This is a genomic window from Bradyrhizobium sp. (assembly GCF_035273305.1).
Taxonomy (GTDB): Bacteria; Pseudomonadota; Alphaproteobacteria; order Rhizobiales; family Xanthobacteraceae; genus Bradyrhizobium.
On sequence record NZ_DATEPI010000027.1, the window covers coordinates 1 to 17,066 of the forward strand.

Genomic DNA, 17,066 nt, shown 5'->3' on the forward strand with positions numbered 1-17,066 from the left:
CGAAACCGCGCTGAAGATCGAAGCGGGAAGCATGCAGCAAATTCATCCGCTACTCGCGCAGCCATTCGACGCAGATGTCCGAGCGACGCTCAGCGGCCTGAACGATCTTTCGCCAAAGCCCTGGCCGCAACGGCTTCGCGAACTGCAGGCCGCGGGCGGCCATATCCACATCGTGCAGTCGCGGATTGCGCAGGGCGACGTGGTTGCAGTCGCCGCCGGCACGCTCGCCCTGACAGGCGACGGGCGTCTTGACGGCGAGTTGCAGATGACGGTCGCCGGCATCGAAAAGATCATTCCCGCGCTTGGCATCGAGAAAATGCTCGACGAGGGGGTGCCGCAAGCGACGCTTGATCGTGTCGCGCCGGGTGTGAAAACACAGGACATCAATAATCTGTTCGGCGCGCTGGACCGCGCAATTCCTGGTCTCGGCAAGGTCGTCAAGCAAAATGCCAATGTCGGTGTGGCCGCAGGGATCAATGCGCTTGGCAACGAGGCCATGCTGGAGGGCAAGAAGGCGCGCGCCTTTCCGCTCCGATTCGTCGATGGCGCGGTGTTCCTGGGTCCAGTGAAGGTCGGGATGGTGCCGCCGCTGTTTTGAGCCGCCCCGGTCCTGCCTTCGTCATCGGACGCGAGCGCCTGCAGTCGCCGCAGCATGAGAATCTACTCAGACTTTTTCTCCAGATGCGCGTGGGGTCGACCGAAGTCGGGCACCGCGGAATCCTGTCCGATCTCGACGATGCCTCGTCGGATCGCGCGGGTGCGGGTGAAGTGCTCGAACAGCGCCTCACCGTCGCCGCGCCGGATCGCGCGGGTGAGCTTCGAGAGGTCCTCGTTGAAGGTGCCGAGCATTTCCAGCACCGCGTCCTTGTTGGCCAGGAACACGTCGCGCCACATGATCGGGTCCGAGGCCGCGATACGGGTGAAGTCGCGAAACCCGCCCGCTGAAAACTTCATCACTTCCGATGATGTGACCTGGCCCAGTTCATCCGCCGTGCCGACAATCGTATAAGCGATCAGATGCGGCAGATGACTGGTGATCGCGAGCACCAGATCGTGGTGATCGGGCGTCATGATCTCCACCCTGGCACCGAGTGCGGCCCAGAAAGCACGCAACCTGTCTACAGCCTTTGGATCGGTACCCTCGGGCGGCGTCAGGATGCACCAGCGGTTGATGAACAATTCGGCGAAACCGGAATCCGGACCGGAATGCTCGGTGCCGGCCACCGGATGCGCCGGGACGAAATGCGCGCTGGCAGGCAGGTGCGGCGCCATGTCGCGAACCACTGAAGCCTTGACCGATCCAACATCGGAAACGATCGCGCCCGACATCAGATCCGCTGCGATTTCCTGCGCTACGGTGGCGCAGGCGCCAACGGGTATGCAGAGGATCACCAGATCGGCGCCTTTTGCGGCTTCCGCATTGGTGTCCACCACGCGCTCGACCAAGCCCAGTTCCTTTATTCGGGCGCGGGTCTTGGCGGAGCGTGCGGTAGCGACGATTTCGTTAGCTAGGCCCTGTTCGCGTGCGGCACGCGCAATCGAGCCGCCGATCAGTCCGAAACCGATCAGCGCAATTCTTTCGAACAGCGGAGCCGTGCTCACTTGCGCGCCATGAATTCGCGCAAGCCCTCGAGCACCAACCGATTGGCCTCCTCGGTGCCGATCGTCATGCGCAACGCGTGGGGCAGGCCGTAATTGTTTAGCGCGCGTAGCACCAGCCCGCGTTTGGTCAGGAACGCGTCCGCATCGGCCGAAGTCTTGCCGTTCTCGAGCGGGAAGTGGATCAGAATAAAATTCGCCACGCTGGGTGTCACGGTGAGGCCCAGTTTTGTCACTTCCTCGGTCAGCCAGCTGCGCCATTTATCGGTGTGGATCTTCGACATCTGCTGATGCGCGGTGTCCTCGATCGCGGCGACCGCCGCTAACATGGCCGGAGTGGAGACGTTGAAGGGTCCGCGGATACGGTTCACGGCATCGACGATACTGGCCGGGCCGAACATCCATCCGACCCGCAACGCGGCGAGCCCGTGGATTTTCGAGAACGTGTGAGTCATGACGGTATTGTCCGACGTCGCCACCAGTTCAATTCCGAGCTCATAATCGTTGCGCGACACGTAATCCGAATAGGCAGCATCCAACACCAACAATACATTCGGCGGCAGCCCGGCCCGCAGCCGTTTCACCTCGTCGAAAGGCAGATAGGTGCCGGTTGGGTTGTTGGGGTTGGCGAGCCACACGAGTTTGGTGCGCTGCGACACGAGCTTGAGGATCGCGTCGACATCGGCGGTGAAATTGGTCTCGGGTGCGACGACACTGACGGCGCCGTTTGCTTTGGTTGCGATCGGATACACCAGAAACGCGTGCTTCGTGCTGATCGCCTCATCGCCGCGGCCGAGATAAGTGTGTGCCAGCAAATTCAGAATCTCATCAGAACCGGCGCCGCAAATGATGCGATCTGGATCGAGCCCGAAGGCGCGTCCGATTGCCTCGCGCAACACCCGCGACGTGCCTTCCGGATAATCCTCCAGATGCGCGGCGGCTCGCTTGTACACCTCGATTGCCTTTGGCGAGGGACCGAAAGGCGTCTCGTTGGCCGAGAGCTTGAACACCTTGCGCCCGGGCTCCGGCACCGGGCTTTTGCCCGGCGTGTAGGGCGCAATATCGAGGATGCCGGGATTCGGCACTGGTCGGGACATCTTCAACTCCGGAATATCGGGACGGCTTTTCAGGACTTCGCTACCCCGTTCGGGGGCACCGTATAGCGTGTTGCATGGCTGCCGACGAGGGCCGATGAGCGTACCGAAGCGCCGGCTTCGATCAGGGCGGACTTGATCCGCTCCAGCCCGCCTTTGCCCGCAACCGACACCAACAGCGCCGCGCCGTCGAAAGCCGTGTCCGGTACCGCGACGATTTCGGCTAGCGGGGATAGTGCGCGGGCGATTTCGGCATTCCAGCCGGAAACGCGCACGCTCCACATCTCGACCTCCGTCACCATAGCGCTATCGGCCACGCGCGACACCACGAACACCGGCAATGCCGCCGGGTGATCGGCGCGCTCTACAAACGGCAGCCGCGCGATGATCTTCGGCGCGCCGCGCGGCTCGAGCGCAATCCACCATGGATTACGACTAGATGTCGCTGAAACCAGCGCCAGATCGCCCTTTGATTTGGCGACGGCTTCAACGGCAGCCGGCGCGCTGAAATGCGCTGCGTAGGGCACCGTGAATCCAAAATGGAATCGTGCGGAATCCCGCATCGCGGATTCGCCGAGCGAAACATCGGCGTGCACGGAAAAAGGCGCCTGCACATAAGTGAAGGTCGAGATGATGACGCGCCAGATGCTCTCGACCGTGTCGAGCGGCAGGATTCCGCGATGGCGCTGCACCAGTCGGCGCATCATTTCGGCTTCGCGCGCCGGCCGGAACGCTGACCCGACCTCCTGCGTCTGCTTCACCTGAATCAGCCGATCGATAATGTCGCCGCGCGCCATCAGCAGTCGATGCATCTGCTCATCGATGCTGTCGATCTCTTTGCGCAACACCTCAAGCGAGGGCGGAGCTGGGGGCGATTGAGACATCTTCGAGACCTAACGAGTATGACAGATCGGCACTAGCGGCATTGATTAGGAAAGAAGGTGAGTAAAAGCAAAACAAACGTTGGTTGTATCGGCCGTCGCGGGCCTGAACGGGGCACCCGCAGACGTTGCTTGTCTTGACGAAACGCCTGTACGAGAGTACATTCAATCCATTCCGTGGTCATTTGAGCCGGCCGGCTTGCAGCCACGTTAAACAATTCGCTAAACAGGCCGGGGACAATGTGATCCCGGTCGAACGTTTGTTCAGGCCGGGTTTTTTATGGCCTGATTTCGGTGGTGGTTTTCGAAGACCTCCGAAGGAGTCGGTACCAAGATGGTAAACGTGAAGTCCATACCAAGCCCGGCGATCCACGCCGACGAGCGATCCCACGAGGCGGACCATCCGAGTTCGCAGGTGGCGTTGTTCGGCATGGACCAGCCGCTTGCGCTGGATTGCGGCATCGATCTCAAGCCCTTCCAGATCGCGTACCAGACTTACGGGCAGCTCAATGCGGCGAATTCCAACGCCATTCTGATCTGTCATGCGCTGACGGGCGATCAGCATGTGGCCAACATCCATCCGGTCACCGGGAAGCCCGGTTGGTGGGAAACCATGGTTGGCCCCGGCCGTCCGCTCGATACCGATAGTTACTTCATCATTTGCACCAATGTGATCGGCGGCTGCATGGGCTCGACCGGGCCGGCTTCGATCAATCCCGCGACAGGCAGATTGTGGGGGCTGGATTTTCCGATCATCACCATTCCCGACATGGTGCGCGCCCAGGCCATGCTGCTGGATCGCCTCGGAATCCAGACGCTGTTCTCTGTGGTTGGCGGCTCGATGGGCGGCATGCAGGCATTGCAATGGACGGCGGCCTATCCCGAGCGCGTGTTCTCGACGCTGGCAATTGCGTGCAGCACCCGCCATTCGGCGCAGAATATCGCCTTTCACGAACTCGGCCGCCAGGCCGTGATGGCCGATCCGGATTGGCACAACGGCCGCTATTTCGAGCAGGGCACGCATCCGCATCGTGGGCTCGGCGTCGCGCGAATGGCCGCGCATATTACGTATTTGTCGGACGCCGCCCTGCACCGCAAATTCGGACGGCGAATGCAGGATCGCGAGCTGCCGACGTTCTCCTTTGACGCCGATTTTCAGGTCGAAAGTTACCTGCGCTATCAGGGTTCGTCTTTTGTCGAGCGGTTCGATGCCAACAGCTATCTCTATTTGACGCGGGCGATGGATTATTTCGATATTGCTGCCGATCATGAAGGCAGGCTGGCGCGGGCATTTCGCGGCATCAAGACGCGGTTTTGCGTAATCTCGTTCACCAGCGACTGGCTGTTTCCTACCTCGGAGTCGCGCGCGCTTGTTCATGCGCTCAACGCTTCCAGCGCACGGGTATCGTTCGCCGAGATCGAGACAGACCGTGGACACGACGCCTTCCTGCTCGACGTTCCCGAGTTCTTCGACATCTCCCGCGCATTCCTGCAATCCGCAGGCACGGCACGAGGGCTGAGCCAATTGTCATGAACGCACACCAACAGGCCCTCCCGCTGAACGGTGTCATGCGACCCGACACCGGGCATTACCGCGGCGATCACCTGCTGCTGGCCGAGATGGTCGAGCGCGGTTCCAAAGTGCTCGACGTCGGTTGTGGAGATGGTGACCTGCTGCAGCTGCTCGAGAGCCGTGGAATTGACGGACGCGGGATCGAACTGTCGCGCGAGGGGGTGAATCGCTGCGTCGCCAAGGGCCTTGCGGTGGTGCAGGGCGACGCCGACACCGATCTTGTCAATTATCCCGACGATGCGTTCGACTATGTGATCCTGTCCCAGACGCTGCAGGCGACCCGGCAGCCGCGAGCGGTGCTGGAAAATTTGCTGAGGATCGGCCGCCGCGCGATTGTTTCGTTTCCGAATTTCGGGTTCTGGAAGATGCGGCTGCAACTCCTGATTGGCGGGCACATGCCGCGTACCGAGAACCTGCCGGCGACCTGGTACGACACGCCGAATATTCATTTCTGCACCATCAAGGACTTCGTCCAGCTTTGCGGAGAGATCAACGTCAAGATGGAGCGCGCGGTGGCGCTGGACCTTTATGGCCGACCGCTGCGGCTGAACGCGCCCTGGTGGTTCTGGAACATGTTCGGCGAGCAGGGGGTCTTCCTGCTGAGCAGGGCGGGGAAGGCGAAGTAGGGGAAGTGGCGCCGTCCGCTCTTCTGTGAAGTACCACGTCAATCTAGCTTTCTTGTTTGCTGCGTCGGCCATGGATTGCTTGGTCGCGTTGCTCCTGGCGATGACAGCTCGCTTTTTCTTATCCCGCCCTCCCCACAAAAGGGGGGAGGGATGGAGTGGGCCGCAGCGTTCCCGCATATCTCTCCAATTTCGTCGCGCAAAACAAACACACCTGCGCGATCTCGCCGCGCGAGGCGCGCGAGTTTTGCTGACATGAAGCGCTTTCTGAAACATCAGAGGGCGCAGGGAATGCCGGGCGCTCGATGCGCCCGCAGCCTCGCATGCAAAATAAAAAAAGCATACGAGTTAGTCACCACAGGTTGACCGGAAACACCCGGCATTCCCCGCGCAATGGTGTTACGGCTTATAACGTGATCTCCCCGGTGATCGGGCTTGTTTGTCACCGTCGCCAGCGGGATACTTCCCGCCGACTTGAACGCCAGCGTCGAGGCGTCAGAACCACACGACTTCGCCGTCCGCCTCCGTGCCGTTCGTCCACAGCACATCAGCGTCCATTGCATCCCGTCCCGCGTTCGTGACGATCGCGAGCGCCCCTCAGTGGGACGAGACGGCGCGCGTTATGGATTTGATTTGGGGTAAACGAGAAGGAATTTATTTTTGCAAACCAGGCTGGACACGTTTTTCGCGGAGCGCCTGTCGGGCAAATCAGGTTGAGGCTTCAGCACATTCGGCTTAGGTGGTGAACTCGGAAGCACGCGTCGAAAGCGAGCGCGAACCACTAACGACAAACCACTAAACGTGACCGGTCGCAACCGACCTCGGATCGCGCGGGCCCCAGCGTCCGGCCTCCGCGAGCGCGATGAAGCGCTCGACCATTTCGTTGAACAGCGCCGGCTCTTCCAGGTTCAGCACGTGACCGGACTTTGGAAAGAATGCGAGACCGGCTGCAGACAGGTGCTTTTTCAGGAACAGGCTCGGCTCGATGCAGTTGTCGTCCTCGTCCCCGCACATAATCAAAGCCGGTGTGAGGACTTTCTCGATCGCGTCGGTGAGCGTGTAAATCGAGGGCCTGCCGCCCTGAAAACCGCGCATGGTATTGGCCGAGCCCTTGGCGTCATGACGCGCCAGCGATTGATAGAATTCCGCGTGCCCGCGAGGGTCCTTTAACAGAAACGGAATCCGGCTCGGAGCCTCGCGCGTTGCCTTTGCGACTTCGGCAGAGCCGATTGTCTCATATTGCTCGGCATTAGCGCGGCATTGCTTTCGGAACGCGTCGAGGTTTTCGAGGCTTGAGCCGGAGCCAACAGCGGCCAGGGTCATCGATAGCGCGCGCTCCGGCGCGTTGAGACTGATCTGCAACGACGAATAAGAACCCATCGACAGCCCGACGAAATGCGCCTTTGCGATTTTGAGGTGATCGAGAATGGCGAGCGCGTCGGTGTAGAAGTGCTTGTAGGTGTAGACATCGGCCGACGGCGGCACATCGGATGGCGCATAGCCGCGGGCGGAATAGGCGATGCAACGATGGCCGCGCGAGAAGTAACGCATCTGCGGCTCCCAATTAGTGTGATCCGCGGCGAATTCGTGGAGGAAAATAATTGGGCTTCCCTCGCCGGCTTCTTCGAAGTAAAGCCGCACGTGGTCTTGCGCGCTCGCGTAGGGCATTTTGTAATCCTCTCATCAACGCGGCGAAGATGGCAGTTAACGCCGGTGGCGGCAATGAGGCTGAAGCTGGTTAATTGATCCCGGAATTACCCAGAAACTGTTCTTGCGTTGCCGCATTTCGTCTTGCTCTCGCCATAGGCCAAAACGCATACGGACCGCGGATGTCGGACCGGCGCGCCATGAGCGCGCTCTGTCGCCGATGGGATCAGGGGTGTGTAACAGAGGAATGAGTATAGTATGGTTCAGTTGGTTGCGTTCTGTCGGTCGCTTGGTGCGGTCTCTCTCCGTACTGCGGCACTGGCACTGTGTTCGGCGGCAATCGTCGCATCAGTTTCTCCTGCTTCAGCGAATTCTCACCACGGTGCACGGCGGCATGCCCATGCGCACCACGTCATCCGTCACACCGAAGATCAATCTGCCGAAGGGAAGCGTCACTACGCTCATCGCCAGCATCGGCATCATCCGCGGTTTGCGCGCGCGTCGCGTTGGCATCGTGGAGTCGAACAAATGCAGGCGCACCGTCCTGGTCGCGCCAATGCGAGTCTCGCTTCAGGCAATTCTCGAGTGACATCGAGCGGATTCGGTTCATCGAACATCGTCGCCGAAGCCCGCCGCTACATCGGTGGCAATCCGACCAGCCGCGCCAGCCTATGGTGCGCCCGGTTCATGAATATGGTTTTGCAGCATACCGGTCACCGCGGCACTGGATCTGACATGGCGCGTTCGTTTGCAAGCTATGGTCATCGCATATCCGGACCTCGGGTCGGTGCCATCGCCGTGATGAGCCGGCGCGGCGGCGGCGGGCATGTCGGAGTTATCAGCGGCATCGACGCCCGGGGCAATCCGATCCTCGTTTCAGGCAACAATGGCAACCGGGTGCGGGAAGCGCCCGTCTCCCGCGGCCAGATCTACGCCTACGTCGTGCCGGCCAACTGAGGAACGGGCCGAAGCAATCCAGGCAGCCTGGATTGCTTCGCTCATCCACTTTCAACGGTTGGTTATCAAATCAACCGCGGCTGTTCGGTTGAGATGGCGTCCCCGACGGCGATGATGCCGCCGGCGATTACTTCCGCATACACGCCGCAATCGGCGTGATTCATTCGGCGGATCATCTCGGACGGAATATTGAGATCGCGCGCGGCGGTTTGCGGATCGACGTTGATTGCTGCGCAGCGGGTGATCCGCTTCACCACGTTTAATCGGACCTCGCCGATCGCAAGCCTGCGGTCCATCAGTTCGAATTCGTGCCATGCCGGCCAACCGCTCACATAGAGATTTGCGCGGAAGCGCAGCGGATGGACGGGTAGGCCGATCATGTTCTCGATTGCCGTCAGGCTGTTTAGATTGATGATGGAGACAACCTTTCTGGCGACATCTGAAAAACTGTGACCTCCGCCCGATAGCAGTTTCGGGGGGCCTTTGAGTTCGCTCGAAAAATTGGCTGCGAAGAAATCTTCGATCGTTGCGCGTCCCTGAGGGTTTTGCAGGTCTGCCTGCACGGCCATGTCGCCGTGCCGGTGAATGGTCAGCGTATGGCTGCGGTCGTCGTAGTGGCTTTGTAATTCCGCCAGGCGTTCGTTGCGCATCAACATCAGGTAACGGGACTTGGGCAGCCAGGCCGGCGCCGCCGCATCGAAGCCGCTCGGCCCGTTTTCGATGGCGTAGCGGCGATCGCCGGGAAAGGTCTGGCCCGGTTCAAGGGCGACCGACGGCAGCGGTTCCGGGGAGAGTCCCTTGATGGGATAGCGAAACAGGCTGGCGACTTTTGCAGAAGAGTTGCGGGACATACGGCTTGTCTACGAGATTTCCGGATCGGGTGCCACCGCGCGCGAATTTGCCGGATTACCTCTTCCGTTTGAGGAACCAGCTTCCCACATCTGGCTTAAGCCGGCACCACCGGCGACGCCACCGCGGCCGGTTGACAATTGTTAATGCGGTCCTCGGAACCCCCATGAAGTCCTGGAAACCCCATGAAGATGTTGCGTCCGTGCTTTCGAGGCGGAGCAGCAGGCTGAGGGAAACAAAATGAACATTGAGAAATACACCGAACGCGCGCGCGGCTTCATTCAATCCGCGCAGTCGCTGGCGATGCGCGATGGCCACCAGCAGTTTTCGACGCTGCATGTGCTGAAAGTGCTGCTTGACGACAGCGAAGGCATGGCCGGCGGCCTGATCGATCGCGCTGGCGGCAATTCCCGTGCAATCCTGAAAGCTACCGAAGATGCGCTCAAAAAGCTGCCGAAGGTTTCCGGCAGCGGCGCCGGACAGGTTTACCTCGCGCCCGAACTGGCGCGCGCGTTCGACGCGGCCGAAAAGGCAGCCGACAAGGCCGGCGACAGTTTCGTCACCGTCGAGCGACTGTTGCTGGGTTTGACGCTGGACAAAGAAAGCGAGGCCGGCAGCATCCTGCGCAAGGGTGGGGTTAGCCCGCAAAATCTTAACGCTGCGATCGAGGCGTTGCGCAAAGGTCGGACCGCCGACAGCGCGACCGCCGAGAATGCCTATGATGCACTGAAGAAATACGCACGCGACCTCACGCAAGCGGCGCGGGATGGCAAGCTCGACCCGGTGATCGGACGGGACGAGGAAATCCGCCGCACCATCCAGGTGCTGTCGCGTCGGACCAAAAATAATCCCGTGTTGATCGGCGAACCCGGTGTCGGCAAGACCGCGATTGTCGAGGGTCTGGCGCTGAGGATTCTCAACGGGGACGTGCCGGAAACCCTGAAGGACAAAAGACTGCTGTCGCTCGACATGGGCGCGCTGATCGCGGGCGCGAAGTACCGCGGCGAGTTCGAAGAGCGGCTGAAGGCCGTGCTGCAGGAGGTGATTTCCGCCGAGGGCAGCATCATCCTCTTCATCGACGAGATGCACACCCTGATTGGCGCGGGCAAGGCCGATGGAGCCATGGACGCCTCCAACCTGCTGAAGCCTGCGCTGGCGCGCGGCGAGTTGCACTGCATCGGCGCGACCACGCTCGACGAGTACCGCAAGCACGTTGAAAAAGACGCCGCGCTGGCGCGACGTTTCCAGCCGATCTTTGTTTCCGAACCGAGTGTGGAGGATACTATTTCCATCCTTCGCGGCCTGAAGGATAAATACGAGCAGCATCACGGCGTGCGGATTACCGATTCCGCGCTGGTGGCGGCGACCACGCTGTCGAACCGCTACATCACTGACCGTTTCCTCCCGGACAAGGCAATCGACCTGATGGATGAGGCCGCGGCCCGGCTCAAGATGCAGGTCGATTCCAAACCGGAAGAACTGGACACGCTCGACCGCGAAATCATCCGGCTCAAAATCGAGCAGGAAGCGCTGAAAAAAGAGAGTGACCCGGGCTCGAAGAGCCGCCTGGAGGCTCTGGAAAAAGAGCTTACCGAACTGGAAAAGAAGTCGGCGGACCTGACTTCGCGCTGGAGCTCGGAAAAAAACAAACTGTCGAACGCGCAGAAGCTGAAAAGCGAACTGGACGCGCTGAGGGTCGAGCTCGCAAACGCGCAACGTCGCGGCGAATATCAGCGCGCCGGCGAGCTGGCCTATGGCCGGATCCCTGAACTGGAGAAAAGGCTCGCGGAGATCGAAGCCAAGGACGGTACCGGCGAGATGATGGAAGAGGCGGTCACCGCCAATCACATCGCCCAGGTGGTTTCGCGCTGGACCGGCGTGCCGGTCGACAAGATGCTCGAGGGCGAAAAGGACAAGCTGCTGCGGATGGAACAGAGCCTCGGCAAGCGCGTGATCGGGCAGGCCGAAGCGGTGCATGCGGTGGCCACCGCGGTGCGCCGCTCACGGGCGGGGCTGCAGGATCCCAACCGGCCGATGGGCTCGTTCATGTTCCTGGGCCCGACCGGCGTCGGCAAGACCGAACTCACCAAGGCGCTAGCCGAATATCTGTTCGACGATGAGACCGCGATGGTCCGCCTCGACATGTCGGAGTACATGGAGAAGCATTCGGTGTCGCGGCTGATTGGCGCGCCTCCGGGCTACGTCGGCTATGATGAGGGCGGCGCCCTTACCGAAGCGGTGCGGCGTCGGCCGTATCAGGTGGTGCTGTTCGATGAGATCGAGAAGGCGCACCCCGACGTATTCAACGTACTGTTGCAGGTACTCGACGATGGCCGATTGACCGATGGGCAGGGCCGCACCGTCGACTTCCGCAATACGCTGATCATCATGACGTCGAATCTCGGCTCCGAATTCCTGGTCAACCAGCCGGAAGGCGAGGACACCTCGGCGGTTCGCGAGGAGGTGATGGGCACGGTGCGCGCGCACTTCCGTCCTGAATTCCTCAATCGCGTTGACGAGATCATCCTGTTTCACCGTCTGCAGAAGACCGAGATGGGCCGCATCGTCGAAATCCAGTTCGGACGGCTGCAGAAGCTGCTGGAAGATCGCAAAATCAGCCTGGTTCTCGATGCGGCTGCGCGGGACTGGTTGGCCGCGAAGGGCTGGGACCCTGCCTATGGCGCGCGGCCACTGAAACGGGTGATCCAGCGCAATCTGCAGGACCCGTTGGCGGAGATGCTTCTCGCCGGCGATATCAAGGACGGCGATCGCGTTGTGATCTCAACCGAGGGCAACGTACTCACGTTTAACGGCAAGGCACCGCAAACTGCCGAGATCGCGCAGTTCGAAGCGCCGATTCCGAAACGGAAGCTGAACTGAATCGAGCAAGCTAACGAAGCCCCGGACGGACATCCGGGGCTTCAGAGTTTTTACTTCTTCGCGATCTTGTAGATCGCGTTCTCGACGTCCGACGAGAAGTAGATTGTGCCGGACGCGTCGACGCCCACCCCGGTCGGAATATTGGTCGGCAATCCGCCGGGCGCACCGGCGAGCCCGATCGGCAGGTCGCTAGCGATCACGCGGACGGCTCCGCCCTGCGGATCGATTTCGACGATACGTTTTGCGCCGACCTCAGCCACGATCAGCTTGCCATCCGGCCCGCGCGCAATGCCTTCGGGCATCTTCAGGTCCTTGGCGACCACGGTTTTTTCCCCATTCGCCGCAACCTTTGACACCATGCCGGCAAAAGCCTCGGTGACGTAGACATCGCCGCTGGTACCTGCGACCAGACCGACCGGACCTTCGAGGCCGGTGATCAGCGCGGTGCGATCCTTCCCATGCTCGCCGCTGACGCGGACCAGAGATTTGTTTCCGAGTTCGCTAACGAGAATGCTGCCGTCATCCAGCCGGATTGCGTCATGGGGCGCCTTGAAGCCGTGCATCATCTCGCGTGTGGCGCCGGTCTTGCGATCGATCACCTGCACCGTGCCGGTAAACCAACTCGACAGGATCACGTCGTCGCCTTTCGCCGTCGCGCTCATCGGATATTCCAGCGTTCCTCCGGCGGTATGCATCCGTGCCGGCTCGCTGACTTCACCGGTCGCGCCGTCGACTGTGCGATAGGCGAACACATCGGCGATGTAGATCGTATCCTTGCCGGCATCCGAGACCACGCCGATGCCGCCTGGCAGCGCCAGCTTGCCAATGATGATCTGCTTGGCGGCGCCGGTTTCGGGATCGACCTCCTGGATACCGTTGTCGGCCATGTTGGAGACGAAGATGTGATCCTTGTCGTCGATCGCCAGGTTATCGAGCGATGGCTTGAGCTGCGCGACCATTTTCTTCGCGCCGGTTTTCGGATCGACCCGCACCAGCTGGCCGAGTGCGGTATCCACCACCCAGAGATTGCCCTTGGAGTCAAAGTTCACGGCGGCAGGGACCTTGAAGCCGTCGGCGACGACGGTCAGCTCGGCCTTGTCGACGTCTACCTTGGCGACCTGGCCCTTGAACCACAGCGGGCCGTACAGCATGTCGTCCGGTCCGAATTCGAACCCATTGAGACCGCCCATCTTCTCCATGATCATGCGTGGCGGTTTGACGCCTTCGACATCGATTTCATAGAGCGCGTCGCCGAGGAAGACGGTGGTGGCGTAAAGCCGTCCATCCTTGCGGTAGGCCAGCGAGTTGATCCCGGGCAGGCCGGAGGCAAGCTTCTTGATAGGACCACCAGCTTTGCGCGAGTAAAGATCGCCGGTAAGAAAGCCGGTCCAGGCCATGGTGCCGTCGGGCGCGAACGCAATGTCGTCCGCCATGCCTTCAGGTGTCGGTATCAAGATTTTGGCAGTGCCGTTATTGCGATCGACTTCATACAGCGCCGCGCCGGCGACGCTGCCAGCGAACAGCCGGCCCGCCTTGTCGATGCCAAGTCCATGCACACCGTGAAACGCCGAACCGGGAACAAGTTTGGTGACCTCATAGGTCTGCGCGGACGCGCCGACCACGGCTGAGAAAAGCACTGTCGCCGCGACAGTCGCACCAAGCGTAAGCCTGCTCGTCATGACGCTACCTCCCGTTGTTTTTTTGTGTTCGGTAAGTATTCGTCGGCATTGGTTTTTTGGCAAACGAAAGTTTGCGCAACGTTCGCGGCGCGGGTCATCATCCGGGGCGCGCAGGCCGGCTCAAACCTGGGAGGACAGGAATTGAAGCGGATGGTTCAGCGATTGCTGATCTGCCGCGGGGTGGCGGTCCCCGTCGCGTCCGAGACCCGCGCCGCAGTGCCGCGGTTGGTCATCATGGTGTCGAGGCGATCGCGTTCTTTTTCGAAGCTCGCCAGCAGGGGTCCATCGAGCGAGCGCCCGCGCGGCAGTTTGATGCGCATCGGGTCGACGAAGCGACCATTGACGAGGATTTCATAATGCACGTGCGCGCCAGTCGACACGCCGGTCGATCCGACGAAACCGATCACCTGGCCTTGCCGCACGCGCTTGCCGACTTCCAGTCCCTTGGCGAATGCCGACATGTGGCCGTACGCCGTCTCGTATCCATTGTTGTGTTTCAGCCGAACATATTTGCCGTAACCGCCTTCCCAGCCAGCCTTCTCGACCACGCCGTTGCCGGAAGCAAAGATCGGAGTTCCGTACGGGGTGGCCCAGTCAACACCGGTGTGCATTTTGACGTAGCCAAGGATGGGATGACGGCGGCCACCGAAACCAGAGCGCATGATCGCGTTGTTGACCGGTTTGCGGACGAGGAACTTCTTCGCGCTTTTGCCGGTCTCATCGTAATAATCGACCACCGCATCATCGGGAGTCTGGAAGCGGTAATATTTCTTGGTTTCGCCACCGACGGTTAGTGAAGCGAACAGCACATCGTTTCTCTCGGTGCTGGAGCCGTCATCTTCGCCGGCATAGAAAACGTCGAAGGAATCGCCGGGCTGTACCTTGCGTTGAAAATCGACGTCGTAGGAGTAGATCCGGACCATGTCCTCGATCACGCTCGGCGGCACCTTGTTGCGCAGTGCGGTCTCATAGATGCTCTGATAGAGCCGGACGCCGCTGCCGTCATCATCGTCATCATCGGAGTTCTCGGCCGTTTCGCTGGCGGTGTTCATGCTCTGAACGTCGACGGCGACGTATTTGCCAAGATCGGAGAGTGCGGCGACTGCTTCTATGCTGGAGTCGTTGGCGACAATGACGCGATAGGGTTGCAGCCTTTGCCCGGGACCTGCAGGAGCCATCAGGATCCGCAGCTTCTGGCCTTCCTTCAATCCGCCGTCGCGTCCGCGGGCGCCGAGCGTCGCGGCGATGGCTCTTGCCTCTTCGGCCGAAGCGCCCTGATCACGCAGGATCGTTGTGACGCTGTCGCCTTTCTTGACGAAATGCACGCGTTCCGAAGGATTGCCACCGGTGACCTGATCCTTCGTCTTGGGAAGCAGCGTCACGTTTTCCGGCACCACGCGCGTCTCGAAACCCGCGTAGGGATCGGGCGGAATACCTTCGGTAGCATAGGCCAGCTTGAGTTCGGATTGCGCGCCGCCGGCATCGGCGGCGGCGTTGGCGAGTGAGGCGTAGCGCACGCCGCTGCTGCCACGCCAGCTTGAGGCATCGCGCACCCGCAACATGACCTCGTCCAGCGCGACTACCGCTGCCAGCTTGGCCTTCGGCAGGATCGGCGCCAAGTCCCTGGTGACGAACGAAACCTCCGCGTCAGGCTCGACCGCGGCGGCTGCGTTCGGATCGTCCGACGCCGCCGGAGCCGGGGTGCCGACATCGCTCAACATGCGCTGCGCATTGAACGGCGGGATCTTGGCGCTGAGCTCGCTGATCGTCATCGAAAGATTGCCGGAGATGCGGACGAACGGCCGCACTCGCATCACGTCACGATTACCCACTCGGGTCGCCATGGAGACCCGGATGACGTTTCGCGCGGCGCTCGACTCGCTCGGTGGCGGCAATCGGTCGCTCTTGTGCAGGCTGGCGGTCTTGTCATTGGCGCCGAACGCACCTCGCAACGCGCCCTCGACCCGTTCCGGTACCTTGGCGAAGGTCATCTCGCCGTCCAGTGACGCAAAAACGGCGCCGCCGATGAGGGCCGCGCCGCATAAACCTGTCAGGATCGTACCGCTAAACCACTGGACGGAAACACGTCGGCGGTCGATCACGGCGGCTTCGGAACCGTCAACCGAAAGCGGGGGCTCGTGACCAAGATCAATGATCCCGGTCTGGACTCCGTAGCTCCCGCGTGACGTCCTGTGGCTCAACCGCCGTCCCCCCAAATTTCCATCGACATTCGGCGAGATCTTTGCCCGTCGGTTCCAGCCGTGCTTGTTCAGTAGCGTCTGGAACAGTCGGTTCAGTCAGCGATTGGTCGGCGATCAACGGCCAAAAAGCAGGCCGGGATCACGAACAACGATGGTCTGCAGATCTCTCGATGTTTCCTGGCCGCACGGGCGACGGGCTCATCAGAGATCGTCGACCCCGGTAGAAAAACCACCGTTACCTCCCCCTGGCATCCGGTGATTCTATGCTTAGATACTGCCAGAACGTCGCAGGAATGTGGCTCAAGTACGGCGCGAAGGTTTGATGCGGAGAGTTCTCCGCGTTGCAAAATTCTCTGCGCGGATCGGACGATTTGTTGACGACGACCGTTGACAACGCTGATCGGGCGGGCTTATAAACCGCCCACTGAGCGCGGCGCTGTCTTGGCCCATGGCCAAGGCATGTTTTCGCGCCCGTGAAGCTCCTCACTAAGATGAGTGATTCAACAGCCGATGACAGTCGGTTGTCATTTGTCGTCGAGTGAGGACTTTCGAGGCTTCCCGGAGGGGAAGATTAGGTCTCCCAGCGATGGGGGAAGGGCCATCGGCCCGGGCTGTTTGACAAGTGAAGATGAAGAAAGAGAAACGTGGACGGCGGAGTCCTTGCGAGTCTCGATTACCTGAGGGCTTCGGTTTTCAGGTGTTGAGGCTGGACGAAAGACTTCGGCGGTACACGTTTATAAAGGTTACACCATCGTTGTTCGCGATGTGAATCGCGTTCAATAAATATGGTGGGACCTCGTCAAACGTTGTGATCAGCCGGTTTAAAGTTTCAAGTCCAACTTGAGAGTTTGATCCTGGCTCAGAGCGAACGCTGGCGGCAGGCTTAACACATGCAAGTCGAGCGGGCGTAGCAATACGTCAGCGGCAGACGGGTGAGTAACGCGTGGGAACGTACCTTTTGGTTCGGAACAACACAGGGAAACTTGTGCTAATACCGGATAAGCCCTTACGGGGAAAGATTTATCGCCGAAAGATCGGCCCGCGTCTGATTAGCTAGTTGGTGAGGTAATGGCTCACCAAGGC

General features: G+C 60.7%; 12 protein-coding genes, 1 rRNA gene and 1 riboswitch. Of the genes, 6 read left to right on the forward strand and 7 right to left on the reverse strand.

What is annotated here, in order from left to right:
* A partial coding sequence (locus VJV58_RS01705) for a DUF2125 domain-containing protein (protein ID WP_324135587.1) occupies positions 1-598 on the forward strand: 598 nt, incomplete at its 5' end.
* A gap of 62 nt (positions 599-660) precedes the next feature.
* On the opposite strand, the gene VJV58_RS01710 is transcribed toward VJV58_RS01705, so the two are convergent.
* The 3 genes from VJV58_RS01710 to VJV58_RS01720 are packed head-to-tail and all read right to left on the reverse strand — an operon-like array spanning position 661 to position 3,577.
* Positions 661-1,602 (reverse strand): prephenate/arogenate dehydrogenase family protein, encoded by a 942-nt coding sequence (locus VJV58_RS01710; protein WP_324135588.1) that lies wholly within the window; start codon positions 1,600-1,602, stop codon positions 661-663.
* Complete coding sequence (locus tag VJV58_RS01715; protein ID WP_324135590.1) at positions 1,599-2,696, reverse strand: histidinol-phosphate transaminase; 1,098 nt, start codon at positions 2,694-2,696, stop codon at positions 1,599-1,601. Before VJV58_RS01715 ends, VJV58_RS01710 begins: the two co-directional genes overlap by 4 nt.
* 29 nt (positions 2,697-2,725) lie before the next feature.
* Entirely contained in the window at positions 2,726-3,577 is an 852-nt protein-coding gene (locus VJV58_RS01720; protein ID WP_324135591.1) for a chorismate mutase, read from the reverse strand.
* A gap of 164 nt (positions 3,578-3,741) precedes the next feature.
* Positions 3,742-3,821: riboswitch (SAM riboswitch) on the forward strand.
* A gap of 87 nt (positions 3,822-3,908) precedes the next feature.
* On the opposite strand from VJV58_RS01720, the gene metX reads away from it, so the two are divergent.
* Positions 3,909-5,108 carry a homoserine O-acetyltransferase MetX gene (gene metX, locus VJV58_RS01725; protein WP_324135592.1) on the forward strand — a complete coding sequence of 400 codons (1,200 nt, stop codon included), beginning with the start codon at positions 3,909-3,911 and terminating at the stop codon, positions 5,106-5,108.
* Positions 5,105-5,773, forward strand: coding sequence for a methionine biosynthesis protein MetW (metW, locus tag VJV58_RS01730; protein WP_324135593.1), 669 nt, complete (start codon positions 5,105-5,107; stop codon positions 5,771-5,773). The genes metX and metW overlap by 4 nt, the downstream gene beginning before the upstream one ends.
* Positions 5,774-6,565: 792 nt before the next feature.
* Here metW and VJV58_RS01735 read toward each other — a convergent pair.
* Complete coding sequence (locus VJV58_RS01735) at positions 6,566-7,438, reverse strand: alpha/beta hydrolase (protein ID WP_324135594.1); 873 nt, start codon at positions 7,436-7,438, stop codon at positions 6,566-6,568.
* A 237-nt stretch (positions 7,439-7,675) separates the two neighbouring features.
* Here VJV58_RS01735 and VJV58_RS01740 point away from each other — a divergent pair, with 237 nt between their 5' ends.
* Positions 7,676-8,374, forward strand: a complete 699-nt coding sequence (locus tag VJV58_RS01740) for a TIGR02594 family protein (protein ID WP_324135595.1) — start codon at positions 7,676-7,678, stop codon at positions 8,372-8,374.
* Positions 8,375-8,439: 65 nt separating this feature from the next.
* Here VJV58_RS01740 and VJV58_RS01745 read toward each other — a convergent pair whose 3' ends face one another.
* Positions 8,440-9,225: an MOSC domain-containing protein gene (locus VJV58_RS01745; protein ID WP_324135596.1), complete on the reverse strand. Its 786-nt coding sequence runs from the start codon at positions 9,223-9,225 to the stop codon at positions 8,440-8,442.
* Between the two features lie 238 nt (positions 9,226-9,463).
* On the opposite strand from VJV58_RS01745, the gene clpB reads away from it, so the two are divergent.
* Positions 9,464-12,103 carry an ATP-dependent chaperone ClpB gene (clpB, locus tag VJV58_RS01750; protein WP_324135597.1) on the forward strand — a complete coding sequence of 880 codons (2,640 nt, stop codon included), beginning with the start codon at positions 9,464-9,466 and terminating at the stop codon, positions 12,101-12,103.
* A 50-nt stretch (positions 12,104-12,153) separates the two neighbouring features.
* Here the strand turns inward: clpB and VJV58_RS01755 are convergent, their stop codons facing one another.
* Positions 12,154-13,782, reverse strand: coding sequence for a hypothetical protein (locus tag VJV58_RS01755; protein WP_324135598.1), 1,629 nt, complete (start codon positions 13,780-13,782; stop codon positions 12,154-12,156).
* A gap of 155 nt (positions 13,783-13,937) precedes the next feature.
* A complete protein-coding gene (locus tag VJV58_RS01760; protein ID WP_324135599.1) occupies positions 13,938-15,983 on the reverse strand; it encodes a M23 family metallopeptidase in 2,046 nt (681 codons plus the stop codon).
* Between the two features lie 836 nt (positions 15,984-16,819).
* Here VJV58_RS01760 and VJV58_RS01765 point away from each other — a divergent pair.
* Positions 16,820-17,066: ribosomal RNA gene (locus tag VJV58_RS01765) — 16S ribosomal RNA — on the forward strand; the annotation flags it as partial.

What these genes read in the sequence shown, in the direction of transcription:
- VJV58_RS01715 (WP_324135590.1), bottom strand. Translation starts at nt 2,696, where the DNA reads ATGTCCCGACCAGTGCCGAATCCCGGCATCCTCGATATTGCGCCCTAC.
- VJV58_RS01720 (WP_324135591.1), bottom strand. Translation starts at nt 3,577, where the DNA reads ATGTCTCAATCGCCCCCAGCTCCGCCCTCGCTTGAGGTGTTGCGCAAA.
- metX (WP_324135592.1), top strand. Translation starts at nt 3,909, where the DNA reads ATGGTAAACGTGAAGTCCATACCAAGCCCGGCGATCCACGCCGACGAG.
- metW (WP_324135593.1), top strand. Translation starts at nt 5,105, where the DNA reads ATGAACGCACACCAACAGGCCCTCCCGCTGAACGGTGTCATGCGACCC.
- VJV58_RS01735 (WP_324135594.1), bottom strand. Translation starts at nt 7,438, where the DNA reads ATGCCCTACGCGAGCGCGCAAGACCACGTGCGGCTTTACTTCGAAGAA.
- VJV58_RS01740 (WP_324135595.1), top strand. Translation starts at nt 7,676, where the DNA reads ATGGTTCAGTTGGTTGCGTTCTGTCGGTCGCTTGGTGCGGTCTCTCTC.
- VJV58_RS01745 (WP_324135596.1), bottom strand. Translation starts at nt 9,225, where the DNA reads ATGTCCCGCAACTCTTCTGCAAAAGTCGCCAGCCTGTTTCGCTATCCC.
- clpB (WP_324135597.1), top strand. Translation starts at nt 9,464, where the DNA reads ATGAACATTGAGAAATACACCGAACGCGCGCGCGGCTTCATTCAATCC.
- VJV58_RS01755 (WP_324135598.1), bottom strand. Translation starts at nt 13,782, where the DNA reads ATGACGAGCAGGCTTACGCTTGGTGCGACTGTCGCGGCGACAGTGCTT.